This window comes from Streptococcus oralis subsp. dentisani (assembly GCF_002096685.1).
GTDB classification, from domain to species: domain Bacteria; phylum Bacillota; class Bacilli; order Lactobacillales; family Streptococcaceae; genus Streptococcus; species Streptococcus oralis_AD.
Genome location: NZ_NCVA01000041.1, coordinates 356,899 through 371,179, shown reverse-complemented (window position 1 = coordinate 371,179; position 14,281 = coordinate 356,899). Strand labels below are relative to the sequence as shown.

The 14,281-nt window shown below is 43.4% G+C and carries 10 protein-coding genes; all 10 read left to right on the top strand.

Translation table 11 applies throughout. The features are described from left to right. The first annotated feature begins 31 nt into the window (after nt 1–31). On the top strand, nt 32–367 hold the full coding sequence (locus B7705_RS10010) for a hypothetical protein (RefSeq protein WP_084948979.1): 336 nt from the start codon (nt 32–34) through the stop codon (nt 365–367). Between the two features lie 19 nt (nt 368–386). Then, nucleotides 387–677 carry a hypothetical protein gene (locus B7705_RS08495; protein ID WP_084948977.1) on the top strand — a complete coding sequence of 97 codons (291 nt, stop codon included), beginning with the start codon at nt 387–389 and terminating at the stop codon, nt 675–677. 160 nt (nt 678–837) lie between these two features. After that, complete coding sequence (secA, locus tag B7705_RS08490) at nt 838–3,351, top strand: preprotein translocase subunit SecA (RefSeq protein ID WP_084948975.1); 2,514 nt, start codon at nt 838–840, stop codon at nt 3,349–3,351. A gap of 79 nt (nt 3,352–3,430) precedes the next feature. Next, on the top strand, nt 3,431–4,462 hold the full coding sequence (locus B7705_RS08485) for a 3-deoxy-7-phosphoheptulonate synthase (RefSeq protein ID WP_084948974.1): 1,032 nt from the start codon (nt 3,431–3,433) through the stop codon (nt 4,460–4,462). A 1-nt stretch (nt 4,463) separates the two neighbouring features. Continuing rightward, nucleotides 4,464–5,495, top strand: a complete 1,032-nt coding sequence (locus B7705_RS08480; protein WP_084948972.1) for a 3-deoxy-7-phosphoheptulonate synthase — start codon at nt 4,464–4,466, stop codon at nt 5,493–5,495. A gap of 45 nt (nt 5,496–5,540) precedes the next feature. Continuing rightward, the gene (acpS, locus tag B7705_RS08475) at nt 5,541–5,903 is read left to right on the top strand and encodes a holo-ACP synthase (RefSeq protein ID WP_084949237.1); all 363 of its coding nucleotides are present in this window, start codon (nt 5,541–5,543) and stop codon (nt 5,901–5,903) included. After that, a complete protein-coding gene (gene alr / locus B7705_RS08470) occupies nt 5,893–6,996 on the top strand; it encodes an alanine racemase (protein WP_084948971.1) in 1,104 nt (367 codons plus the stop codon). The genes acpS and alr overlap by 11 nt, the downstream gene beginning before the upstream one ends. An 18-nt stretch (nt 6,997–7,014) precedes the next feature. After that, entirely contained in the window at nt 7,015–9,030 is a 2,016-nt protein-coding gene (gene recG / locus B7705_RS08465) for an ATP-dependent DNA helicase RecG (protein WP_084948969.1), read from the top strand. A 317-nt stretch (nt 9,031–9,347) separates the two neighbouring features. Further along, entirely contained in the window at nt 9,348–10,331 is a 984-nt protein-coding gene (locus tag B7705_RS08455; protein WP_084948966.1) for an acetylxylan esterase, read from the top strand. Nucleotides 10,332–10,660: 329 nt separating this feature from the next. Next, nucleotides 10,661–14,161: an SIALI-17 repeat-containing surface protein gene (locus tag B7705_RS08450; protein ID WP_084949236.1), complete on the top strand. Its 3,501-nt coding sequence runs from the start codon at nt 10,661–10,663 to the stop codon at nt 14,159–14,161. Nucleotides 14,162–14,281: the final 120 nt, after the last annotated feature.

Genomic DNA, 14,281 nt, shown 5'->3' with positions numbered 1-14,281 from the left:
GTCAAAGAGAACGTTATTAAAAAGGGGTGAGATGGAAAAAATTTTTATATTATTGCTATTATCACCCTACTTTTATTTTTTTCATTGGATGGAGAAGGTGGATAAAGACAGTAAATATTTCGCAATCTTTTATTACTTTTACTGGATTTACCTCCCTCTGTGGGCTTTGTTTAGTCTAGCTTTTACAGGATTTTCAGTTTTACTGTTTAATTATATTTTGATAAATCCTACGGATTTAACAAGGTGGGGCATTTGGTTACTCTTAATCTTCTTGTGCCTTGTGAACGACTGGAAAGTTTATGACTGTCTAAAGAGAATGGTCAAGCTGAAACAAGAGAACAAAACGAGGACATCCATCAATAGCTAGAGTTTATAGGAGGTCACAAATGCTCAAAATAAAGCAGTTCATTGATCGACACTACAAGACCTACATTCTTACGATTTGCTTGTTATGGTTGCTGGTCTTTTGTCTTCCATGGGATTTGCAAATAGGAGGAGTTTCGGTTTATTTCTTCATCATGGAAAAACTCTTTGTTGTCTTTGGTGTGTTGGCAATCTTTCTCTCAATACTGACTAAAAAGATGAGTCTCTTCCTCTTTGGAGTGATCTTTTGTATGGCCTTCTGGATCAATCTATTCTTGATTTTTGGAATTTTGCCAGCTCTGCTTGGCAATTAACTATTTGTGTGAAATGTAGTCCATAAAAAACCAAGAGACTGATCTAGCAGTTAGCCTCTTTTCCCTGTTGAAACGCGGATTCTTTCTTGAAAAATAATAGTAAATATGCTAAAATGAAAAGAACATTCTAAAATATTCAGAATCTAAAGTAAGGAAAATAATGGCTAATATTTTAAAAACGATTATTGAAAATGATAAAGGAGAACTTCGTCGTCTGGAAAAGATGGCAGACAAGGTTCTCAAATATGAAGATCAGATGGCAGCCTTGACGGATGACCAGCTAAAAGCAAAAACAGATGAATTTAAGGAACGTTACAATAAGGGTGAATCGCTGGATTCATTGCTCTATGAGGCTTTTGCGGTAGTACGTGAAGCTGCCAAGCGTGTTCTTGGACTTTTCCCATATAAAGTTCAGGTCATGGGTGGGATTGTCCTCCACCATGGAGATGTGCCAGAAATGCGTACAGGTGAAGGGAAAACCTTGACAGCTACCATGCCTGTATACCTCAACGCTCTAGCAGGTGAAGGGGTTCACGTAGTAACGGTCAACGAGTATCTAACCGAACGTGATGCGACTGAGATGGGTGAATTGTATTCATGGCTTGGTTTGTCAGTAGGGATTAACTTGGCTGCTAAGTCACCAATGGAGAAGAAAGAAGCCTATCTCTGTGATATTACCTATTCGACTAACTCAGAGATTGGTTTCGACTACCTTCGTGACAACATGGTCGTTCGTGCAGAAAACATGGTACAACGTCCGCTCAACTATGCTTTGGTCGATGAGGTTGACTCAATCTTGATTGATGAGGCTCGTACTCCTTTGATCGTTTCAGGAGCCAATGCTGTAGAAACTAGTCAGCTGTATCATATGGCGGATCACTTTGTCAAATCTTTGGACAAAGATGACTATATCATTGATATCCAGTCTAAGACTATTGGTTTGTCTGATTCAGGGATTGACAAGGCTGAAGACTACTTCAAACTGGAAAATCTCTACGATATTGAAAATGTGGCTCTTACTCACTTTATCGATAATGCCCTTCGTGCCAACTATATCATGCTTCTTGATATTGACTATGTGGTCAGCGAAGAGCAAGAAATCTTGATTGTCGATCAATTTACAGGTCGTACCATGGAAGGTCGTCGTTATTCTGACGGATTGCACCAAGCGATTGAAGCAAAAGAAGGTGTGCCAATTCAAGATGAAACCAAGACTTCAGCTTCTATTACCTACCAAAACCTCTTCCGTATGTATAAGAAATTGGCAGGTATGACAGGTACTGGTAAAACAGAGGAAGAAGAATTCCGTGAAATCTATAACATTCGCGTCATCCCAATCCCAACTAACCGCCCAATCCAACGTATCGACCATTCAGACCTTCTCTATGCAAGTATCGATGCCAAATTCAAGGCTGTTATTGAAGATGTGAAGGCTCGTTATCAAAAGGGTCAGCCAGTCTTGGTGGGTACTGTTGCCGTTGAAACCAGTGATTTTCTTTCTAAAAAATTGGTCGAAGCAGGTGTTCCTCACGAAGTCTTGAATGCGAAGAACCACTATAGAGAAGCTCAAATTATCATGAACGCTGGTCAACGTGGTGCAGTTACTATTGCAACCAACATGGCCGGTCGTGGTACCGACATTAAGCTTGGTGAAGGAGTTCGTGAACTTGGTGGACTTTGCGTTATCGGTACTGAGCGCCACGAAAGTCGCCGAATTGATAACCAGCTTCGTGGACGTTCAGGACGTCAAGGAGATCCAGGTGAGTCGCAGTTCTACTTGTCTCTTGAAGATGATTTGATGAAACGTTTTGGTTCAGAACGTTTGAAAGGTGTCTTTGAACGCCTCAATATGTCTGACGAAGCTATCGAATCTCGCATGTTGACGCGTCAGGTTGAATCAGCTCAAAAACGTGTCGAAGGAAACAACTACGACACTCGTAAACAAGTCCTTCAATACGATGATGTCATGCGTGAACAACGTGAGATTATCTATGCGCAACGTTATGATGTCATTACTGCCGACCGTGACTTGGCACCAGAGATCCACGCTATGATTCGTCGTACGATTGGACGCATCGTGGATGCACATGCACGTTCTAAGGAAGATGAAAAATTGGAAGCTATCTTGAACTTTGCTAAGTACAACTTGCTTCCAGAGGATTCAATTTCTCTTGCAGACTTAGCTGGCTTGTCAGATCAAGCTATCAAAGATGAACTTTTCCAACGTGCCTTGAAAGTCTATGACAACCAAGTTGCTAAGCTTCGTGACGAAGGTGCAGTAAAAGAATTCCAAAAAGTCTTGATTCTACGTGTTGTAGACAACAAGTGGACTGACCATATCGATGCCCTTGACCAGTTGCGAAATGCTGTTGGCCTTCGTGGATATGCGCAAAACAACCCTGTTGTAGAATATCAAGCAGAAGGTTTCCGCATGTTTAACGACATGATTGGTTCAATTGAGTTTGATGTAACCCGCTTGATGATGAAAGCACAAATTCACGAACAAGAACGTCCGCAAGTTGAACACAATATCAGTACAACCGCTACCCGCAATATTGCTGCCCAACAATCTAATCTTCCAGAAGATATAGACTTGAGCCAAATCGGACGAAATGACCAATGTCCATGTGGATCTGGTAAGAAATTCAAGAACTGTCATGGTAAGAGACAATAATATGAGATAAGATACAGGCGGATACCTGGTGAAAATCATTTTTTACTTGGTGTCCGTTTGCTTTATAAGGAGATGAATCATGGTATTTACAGCTAAAAGTCCTAAAATTAACATTGAAGAAGTTCGTGCCTTGTCAAAACTAGATGATTTGGCTTATAAGAAAAAATACCAGCGTGATCAAGAACTAGAAGCGATCATCCGTGGAGAAGACCAGCGTATTCTTTTGGTGATTGGACCATGTTCATCTGATAATGAAGAGGCAGTCCTTGAGTATGCTAAGCGCTTGTCTGCCTTGCAAGAAGAAGTCAAAGATCGTATCTTTATGGTCATGCGGGTCTATACAGCCAAACCTCGTACCAATGGAGATGGCTATAAGGGCTTGATTCATCAACCGAATGCGACAGAAGCCCCTAGTTTGATCAATGGAATCAAGGCTGTTCGCCAACTGCACTATCGTGTGATTACCGAGACTGGTATGACAACTGCTGATGAGATGCTCTACCCAGAAAACCTTCCTTTGGTGGATGATTTGATTTCTTATATGGCTGTTGGGGCTCGTTCAGTTGAGGATCAGCAACACCGTTTTGTAGCGAGCGGAGCAGATTTCTCAACAGGATTTAAAAATCCAACATCTGGAAATCTCAATGTCATGTTTAACGGGATTTACGCAGCGCAAAATAAACAGAGCTTCCTCTTCCTCGGCAAAGAGGTGGAAACGACTGGGAATCCATTGTCTCATGCCATTCTTCGCGGTGCCTTGAATGAATATGGGAAAAATATTCCTAACTACTATTATGACAATCTGATGGATACCATTGCCCAGTATGAAAAGATGGGCTTGGAAAATCCCTTTATCATCATCGATACCAATCATGACAATTCGGGCAAGCAGTACATGGATCAAATCCGTATCGTTCGCCAGACCTTGATCAACCGTGACTGGAATGAGAAAATCAAAAAATACGTTCGTGGTTTTATGATTGAGTCTTATCTGGAAGATGGACGTCAAAATGAGCCAGAAGTTTTTGGCAAGTCTATCACGGACCCTTGTCTAGGCTGGGATAATACAGAAGCACTCGTTCGTGAAATCTACCAAACGCTAGGAGAATAAGATGGCATTTATCGAAAAAGGTCAAGAAATAGATATTGAAGCAATCAAGGCGGCAACTCAGCTATCACCTGAAGTCTTGCGTTATAAGGAAGCGCGAGATCGAGAGTTGGCAGCCATCATCTCAGGTGAGGACGACCGAATTCTTTTGGTGATGGGACCTTGCTCTTCTGACAATGAAGAGGCTGTTTTGGAATATGCCCATCGTTTAGCTGACTTGCAGAAAAAAGTTGCGGATAAAATCTTTATCGTCATGCGTGTCTATACAGCTAAACCTCGTACCAATGGAGATGGCTATAAGGGTTTGATTCATCAGCCAAATGCTAGCGAGGCTCCTAGTCTCATCAATGGTTTGCAGGCTGTTCGTCAGCTACACTACCGTGTGATTACCGAAACGGGATTGACGACGGCTGATGAGATGCTTTATCCGTCTAATCTCATTTTGGTTGATGATCTGGTCAGCTACCATGCTGTTGGGGCTCGTTCAGTGGAGGACCAAGAGCACCGCTTTGTGGCCTCAGGGATTGATGCACCAGTCGGAATGAAAAATCCAACATCTGGAAATCTTGGGGTCATGTTTAATGCTATCTATGCAGCTCAAAACAAGCAAACCTTCCTTTACCATGGCCAAGAAGTGGAGACTTCAGGAAATCCCTTGGCCCACGTTATCCTTCGTGGTGCCATGAATGAATATGGAAAAAATGAACCCAACTTCTACTATGAAACCCTCTTAAACGCTATCAACCGTTATGAGACCATGGGACTTGAAAATCCCTTTATCATCATCGACACCAATCATGACAATTCAGGCAAGCAGTATATGGAACAAATCCGCATTGTTCGCCAAGCCTTGCTGAATCGTGATTGGAATGAGAAGATTAAAAAGACAGTTCGAGGCTTTATGATTGAATCTTACCTAGCAGATGGTCGTCAAAACCAACCAGAGGTATTTGGTTGCTCTATTACCGACCCTTGTCTAGGTTGGGAAAATACAGAGGCCTTGGTAGAAGAAATTTATACTACCTTAACAAAATAAGTGAAAAGGATGGAGTTGGGGGAATCTCAACTCCTTTTGATGAGAATGATAGTTGGACATGGAATTGACATCGAAGAATTGGCTTCGATAGAAAACGCAGTTACGCGACGTGAGGGCTTTGCCAAGCGCGTGCTAACCGCTAAAGAAATGGAGCGCTTTACCAGTCTCAAAGGGCGCAGACAGATCGAATACTTGGCAGGGCGCTGGTCGGCTAAGGAGGCCTTTTCCAAGGCTTTGGGGACAGGAATTGGCAAACTGACCTTTCAGGATTTGGAAGTCCTGAACAATGAACGAGGGGCTCCCTATTTTAGTCAGGCGCCATTTTCAGGGAAAATTTGGCTGTCGATCAGCCATACAGATCAGTTTGTGACAGCCAGTGTCATTTTGGAGGAAAATCATGAAAGCTAGTCCACATAGACCAACTAAGGCTCTGATATATCTGGGAGCCATTCGACAAAATATACAACAAATGGGAAGTCATATCCCTAATGGTACGCTCAAATTTGCAGTAGTCAAGGCTAATGCTTATGGACATGGGGCGGTAGCTGTTGCCACTGCTATCCAAGCTGATGTCGACGGCTTTTGCGTTTCCAATATCGATGAAGCTATCGAGTTGCGTCAAGCAGGTATAAACAAGAAAATCCTCATCTTAGGAGTTTCTGAGCTAGAAGCTGTTTCCCTAGCTAAAGAATACGACATCACCTTGACTGTGGCTGGACTGGAGTGGATTCAAGCGCTCTTAGCTAGGGAGATAGATTTAACTGGCTTGACTGTCCACCTCAAGATTGACTCAGGAATGGGACGGATTGGTTTTAGAGATGCCAGTGAAGCTGATCTGGCTCAAGACTTGCTCAAGCAAGAGGGTGCTCGCATTGAAGGGATTTTTACCCACTTTGCTACTGCAGATGAGGAATCAGATACTTATTTTAATGCCCAGTTAGAACGATTTAAAGCTATTTTGGCAAGTATGAAGGAAGTCCCAGAACTGGTTCATGCCAGCAACTCGGCAACGACCCTCTGGCATGCAGATACTATTTTCAATGCGGTTCGTATGGGAGATGCCATGTATGGTCTCAATCCAAGTGGAGAGGTCTTGGACTTGCCCTATGATTTGACACCAGCCTTGAGTTTGGAGTCTGCCCTTATTCATGTCAAGAGAGTTCCAGCTGGAGCTTGCATGGGCTATGGAGCGACCTATCAGGCAGATAGTGAGCAAGTCATTACGACCGTGCCAATCGGCTATGCGGATGGTTGGACACGAGATATGCAAAATTTCTCTGTCTTGGTAGATGGACAAGCTTGCCCAATCGTCGGTCGGGTTTCTATGGACCAAATTACCATTCGTTTGCCTAAGGTTTACCCGCTAGGAACAAAAGTAACCCTGATCGGCACCGACGGTGACAAGGAAATCACAGCAACTCAGGTAGCGACCTACCGTGGAACTATTAACTATGAGGTGGTTTGTCTCCTCAGCGACCGCATTCCGAGAGAATATCATTAAAAAAGAAAGGAGTGGAGCATGAATCTACATCAACCCTTGCATGTCTTACCTGGCGTGGGACCAAAGTCAGCAGAGAAATACGCCAAACTAGGAATTGAAAACTTGCAAGATCTCTTGCTCTACTTTCCTTTCCGTTATGAAGACTTCAAGACCAAGCAGGTGCTAGAGTTGGAAGACGGAGAAAAGGCGGTTCTGTCTGGTCAGGTAGTCACTCCTGCCAGTGTCCAGTATTATGGCTTTAAGCGCAATCGCCTGCGTTTTAGCCTCAAGCAGGGAGAAGTCGTTTTTGCGGTGAATTTCTTTAACCAACCCTACCTAGCTGATAAGATAGAGTTGGGAGCAACCCTTGCTGTCTTTGGAAAATGGGACCGTGCCAAGGCCAGTCTGACAGGGATGAAGGTCCTGGCTCAGGTGGAAGATGACCTCCAGCCTGTCTATCGTCTGGCTCAGGGAATCAGTCAGGCCAGCCTGGTCAAGGTCATCAAGACGGCCTTTGATCAGGGGCTGGACCTCTTGATTGAGGAAAATCTTCCCCAGTCTTTGCTGGATAAATACAAACTCATGTCCCGCTGTCAGGCAGTTCGTGCTATGCATTTTCCTAAGGATTTGGCAGAATACAAGCAGGCCCTTCGCCGCATCAAGTTTGAGGAACTCTTTTACTTTCAAATGCAGTTACAGACGCTCAAGTCTGAAAATAGAGTTCAGGGAAGCGGTCTGGTTCTGAATTGGTCTAAGGAAAAGGTGACAGCTGCTAAAGAAAATCTGCCTTTTTCTCTGACCCCAGCTCAGGAAAAGAGTTTGCGGGAAATATTGGCCGACATGAAGTCGGACCACCACATGAATCGTCTCCTGCAAGGAGATGTAGGGAGCGGAAAGACAGTGGTTGCTGGTTTGACCATGTTTGCGGCGGTGACAGCTGGCTATCAGACAGCCCTCATGGTGCCAACAGAGATTCTAGCAGAGCAACACTTTGAGAGTCTACAGAACCTTTTTCCAGACTTAAAACTCGCTCTCTTGACAGGTTCCTTGAAAGCTGCAGAGAAGAGAGAAATCTTGGAGACTATTGCCAAGGGTGAGGCTGATTTGATTATCGGAACCCATGCTCTGATTCAAGATGGGGTGGATTATGCTCGCCTTGGTTTGATTATCATCGATGAGCAGCACCGTTTTGGTGTGGGGCAAAGGCGTATTTTACGGGAAAAAGGCGACAATCCAGATGTCCTCATGATGACGGCGACACCAATTCCACGGACGCTTGCTATCACAGCCTTTGGTGATATGGATGTTTCCATTATTGACCAGATGCCAGCAGGGCGGAAGCCTATTGTGACTCGCTGGATTAAGCATGAACAGCTGCCTCAGGTCTTGACTTGGTTAGAGGGAGAAGTTCAAAAAGGTTCTCAAGCCTATGTCATCTCTCCCTTGATTGAAGAATCTGAAGCTCTGGATCTGAAAAATGCCATTGCCTTATCTGAGGAGTTGGCAGCTCATTTTGCCGGCAAGGCTGAAGTAGCTCTTTTACATGGTAAGATGAAGAGTGACGAAAAAGACCAGATCATGCAGGATTTTAAAGAGAGAAAAACGGATATTCTGGTTTCGACGACGGTTATCGAGGTTGGGGTTAATGTTCCCAATGCGACCGTCATGATTATCATGGATGCCGATCGCTTCGGTCTCAGTCAGCTTCACCAGCTCAGAGGTCGTGTTGGTCGGGGGGACAAGCAGTCCTATGCTGTTCTCGTTGCCAATCCCAAGACGGATTCTGGGAAAGACCGCATGCGCATCATGACAGAAACCACCAATGGATTTGTCTTGGCCGAAGAAGATTTGAAAATGCGTGGTTCTGGTGAAATTTTTGGAACCAGACAGTCAGGACTCCCAGAGTTTCAAGTGGCTGATATTATCGAAGATTTTCCGATTTTAGAAGAAGCCAGAAAGGTTGCCAGCTACATTAGTTCTATAGAAGGTTGGCGAGAGGACCCAGAATGGCGTATGATCGCTCTTCACCTAGAGAAGAGAGAACATCTGGATTAAGCCTTTTCTAAGAAATCTATAAGCTAGCTTTTAGGTTTGGGTCTTATACTAGAGTCATCAAAAAGAAACGAGGACTTTCTCATGACTATTAAAGTAACCTACCAAAAGAAATTCCAAACTGTCAAACAAGAGAAAGGAGCTAGCACCTATTGATACACAAAGAGCGGAAACGCTCTTTTTATTTTTAAAACTACTTTCAGACGATAGGTTTGAGGAAAGAGAATCTAAAATCACTTTCTATTTAGCATTCTTTCTTGCATTGCTTTCCTAGATATGCTACAGTTGTGATAACGATTACAAAACTAAAGGAGCATGCTATGAAAAATCCAGCTTTGTTAGAAGAAATTAAGACTTATAAAGGACGGGATGAGGTTCCAGAAGACTTTGATGCTTTCTGGGATGAGGAATTAAAAAAAGTTTCCACTCTTCCAGCCTACCAGTTGGAGGAAAGAGATTTCCACATTCCCCGAGTCAAGTGCTTTGAGCTCACTTTTGAGGGAACTAATGAAGGCAAGGTCTATGCACGCGTCGTCCTTCCAAAGACTGAGGGGAAAGTTCCGTTAATCTTCCATTTCCATGGCTATATGGGACGTGGCTGGGATTGGGCTGACATGCTGGCCTATACTGTGGCTGGTTACGGTGTTGTTTCCATGGATGTGCGGGGCCAGTCGGGCTATTCGCAAGACGGCTTGCGTTCTCCACTAGGAAATACTGTGAAGGGGCATATCATCCGTGGTGCTGTGGAAGGTCGGGACCACCTCTTTTATAAGGATGTCTATCTGGATATTTACCAGTTGGTTGAAATTGTTGCCAGTCTGCCTCAGGTAGATGAGGAAAGACTTTCTAGCTATGGTGCTTCACAAGGAGGGGCTTTAGCTCTGGTTGCAGCAGCGCTCAATCCTCGAATTCAGAAAACAGTTGCCATCTATCCTTTCTTGTCAGACTTTAGACGGGTGCTTGAGATTGGTAATACCAGTGAAGCCTATGATGAACTCTTCCGTTATTTTAAGTTTCACGATCCCTTCCATGAAACAGAGGAGGAAATCATGGCGACCCTTGCCTATATCGATGTGAAAAATCTTGCCCATCGTATCAAGGGTGAGGTCAAGATGATTACGGGCTTGGATGATGACGTCTGCTATCCTATTACCCAGTTTGCGATTTACAATCGTCTGACTTGCGACAAGACCTATCGCATCATGCCAGAGTATGCTCACGAAGCCATGAATGTTTTTGTCAATGACCAAGTCTACAACTGGCTCTGTGGCAGTGAGATTCCTTTTTCCTATGTAAAAAAATAAGTTTAAGAGAGCCTTGAGCTCCCTTTTTGTTTTCCAAAATCGAAAAGTACTTTCAGGAAATTTGAAATATTAAAATAGTTTTAAAAGTAGAATCTATTCTATATCATTTAGCTATAAAGTTCAGAGTTTATTGTATAATAAGGGAAAGACATTGTGCGAAAGGAGGAAACTTTCCGCTGTTTGGTCAGAGAGTAAGAGCAGTGGACGTTTGAAGAATGGGAGGTCTCATTCAGTCGGTTACTTTCTTTTTACTTGTTTAGTTGGAGGAACTAAAAATTTTAAGAAAAAAAGAAAGCGCTTTATTTACGGAGAATATGAAAGGTAAAAATATGAAGTATAGGGATTTTGATCGGAAACAGCGATACGGCATTCGAAAATTTGCAGTTGGGGCGGCATCTGTAGTGATTGGTACAGTGGTATTTGGAGCAAATCCAGTCTTAGCTCAAGAGCAAGCCAATGCAGCAGGGGCCAATACAGAAACTGTCGAACCTGGTCAAGGTTTATCAGAATTGCCAAAAGAAGCGTCCTCGGGAGATCTTGCTCATTTGGATAAGGATTTGGCTGGTAAATTGGCAGCAGCTCAAGATAACGGCGTTGAGGTGGACCAAGAACACTTGAAAAAAAATGAGAGTGCAGAATCAGAAACTCCATCCTCTACGGAAACCCCTGCAGAAGAAGCAAATAAGGAAGAGGAATCAGAGGATCAGGGTGCTATTCCTCGTGACTATTACTCAAGAGATTTAAAAAATGCCAATCCTGTCCTTGAAAAAGAAGATGTTGAAACCAATGTGGCAAATGGTCAGAGAGTTGATTTATCAAGTGAACTAGATAAACTAAAGCAACTAAAAAATGCTACAGTTCACATGGAGTTCAAACCAGATGCATCAGCTCCACGCTTTTACAATCTCTTCTCTGTATCCAGTGACACCAAGGAAAATGAGTACTTTACTATGTCGGTCCTTGATAATACAGCTCTTATTGAAGGGCGTGGCGCTAACGGAGAGCAGTTCTATGATAAGTATACAGATGCTCCTTTGAAAGTTCGCCCAGAACAATGGAATTCCGTGACCTTTACTGTCGAACAACCGACAGCGGAGTTACCTCATGGTCGAGTTCGTCTCTATGTGAACGGTGTCTTATCTCGAACAAGTCTCAAATCTGGTAACTTTATCAAAGATATGCCAGATGTTAATCAAGCTCAACTTGGAGCAACCAAACGGGGCAAGAAAACAGCTTGGGCATCAAACCTACAAGTTCGAAACCTAACTGTTTACGATCGTGCTTTAAGCCCAGATGAAGTTCAAACACGAAGTCAATTATTTGAAAGAGGTGAATTGGAACAGAAACTTCCTGAGGGAGCAAAAGTTACTGAGAAAGAAGACGTCTTTGAAGGTGGTAGGAACAATCAACCAAATAAAGATGGTATCAAGAGTTATCGTATCCCAGCTCTTCTCAAGACTGATAAAGGAACGCTGATTGCAGGAACGGATGAAAGACGTTTGCACCATTCTGACTGGGGAGATATTGGGATGGTTGTTCGTCGCAGCTCAGATAATGGAAAAACATGGGGAGACCGAATCGTAGTCTCAAATCCTCGTGACAATGAGTACGCTAAACATGCAGATTGGCCATCTCCAGTCAATATTGATATGGCCTTGGTGCAAGACCCTGAAACAAAGAGAATTTTTGCAATTTATGACATGTTCCTTGAGAGTAAGGCAGTATTTTCATTGCCGGGGCAAGCTCCGAAAGCTTATGAACAAGTGGGAGATAAAGTTTATCAAGTTTTATATAAGCAAGGAGAATCAGGTCGCTATACGATTCGAGAAAACGGAGAGGTTTTCGACCCTCAAAATAGAAAGACAGATTATCGTGTTGTCGTTGACCCTAAAAAAACAGCCTACAGCGATAAGGGGGATTTGTATAAAGGGAATGAGCTAATCGGGAATATTTATTTTGAGTATAGCGAGAAGAATATTTTTAGAGTTTCCAATACCAACTACCTATGGATGTCCTACAGTGATGACGATGGGAAGACTTGGTCTGCACCAAAAGATATTACACATGGGATTCGGAAAGATTGGATGCACTTCCTAGGAACTGGACCTGGTACGGGGATTGCCTTGCGTACAGGACCTCATAAGGGAAGACTGGTGATTCCAGTTTATACAACAAACAACGTTTCCTACCTAAGTGGTTCTCAATCATCTCGTGTAATTTATTCAGATGATCATGGTGAAACATGGCAAGCAGGTGAAGCAGTTAATGATAACCGTCCAGTAGGCAACCAAACCATTCACTCTTCAACCATGAATAATCCAGGTGCCCAAAATACGGAGTCAACTGTTGTTCAGTTGAATAATGGGGATCTCAAGCTCTTTATGCGTGGGTTGACTGGTGATCTTCAGGTTGCGACCAGTCATGATGGAGGAGCAACGTGGGATAAGGAAATCAAACGATATCCTCAAGTAAAAGACGTTTATGTTCAAATGTCCGCTATTCACACCATGCATGAAGGAAAGGAATACATTCTACTCAGCAATGCTGGTGGTCCTGGACGCAACAATGGTTTGGTTCACCTGGCTCGTGTTGAGGAGAATGGTGAGTTGACATGGTTGAAACACAATCCTATACAAAGTGGTAAGTTTGCTTACAACTCACTCCAAGAACTCGGAAATGGCGAATATGGTTTGCTTTATGAGCATGCGGATGGCAATCAAAACGATTATACTTTATCCTATAAGAAATTCAACTGGGATTTCTTGACCAAGGATTGGATTTCTCCTAAAGAAGCAAAAGTGAAATATGCGATTGAAAAATGGCCAGGCATCCTTGCTATGGAGTTTGATTCGGAAGTATTGGTCAACAAGGCACCAACCCTTCAATTGGCAAATGGTAAAACAGCACGCTTCATGACCCAGTATGACACAAAAACCCTCCTATTTACGGTGGATTCAGAGGATATGGGTCAAAAAGTTACAGGTCTGGCAGAAGGCGCTATTGAAAGTATGCATAATTTACCAGTCTCTGTAGCGGGCACTAAGCTTTCGAATGGAATGAACGGAAGTGAAGCTGCTGTTCATGAAGTGCCAGAATATACAGGCCCACTAGGGACAGCGGGTGAGGAACCAGCACCAACAGTTGAAAAACCAGAATTTACAGGCGGTGTGAATGGTGAAGAGGCCGCAGTTCATGAAGTGCCAGAATATACAGGTCCATTAGGCACAGCGGGTGAAGAGGCAGCTCCGACAGTCGAGAAGCCAGAATATACAGGGCCACTAGGGACAGCGGGTGAGGAACCAGCACCAACAGTTGAAAAACCAGAATTTACAGGCGGTGTGAATGGTGAAGAGGCCGCAGTTCATGAAGTACCAGAGTACACAGGTCCATTAGGCACAGCGGGTGAGGAACCAGCACCAACAGTTGAAAAACCAGAATTTACAGGCGGAGTTAATGCTGTTGAGGCCGCAGTTCATGAAGTACCAGAGTACACAGGCCCACTAGGGACAGCGGGTGAGGAACCAGCACCAACAGTTGAAAAACCAGAATTTACGGGCGGAGTTAATGCTGTTGAGGCCGCAGTCCATGAAGTACCAGAGTACAAAGGTGGTGTGAATGGCGCTGAGGCAGCTGTGCATGAAATCGCAGAATACAAGGAAATTGATTCACTTGTAACTCTTACTAAAAAAGAAGATTATACTTACAAAGCTCCTCTTGCTCAGCAGACACTTCCTGATACAGGGAACAAGGAGAGTGGCTTCCTAGCTTCACTAGGACTAACAGCTTTCTTCCTTGGCTTGTTTGCAATGGGGAAAAAGAGAGAAAAGTAAGAGAATAATTCTAATCATTTTACTTTGTAAAAATAGAAGGAGATAGCAGGTTTTTCAGCCTGTTATCTTTTTCTTTCGTCTCAAGGTGTGCTAATAAGAAATTCTAAGATGTCTGAAACT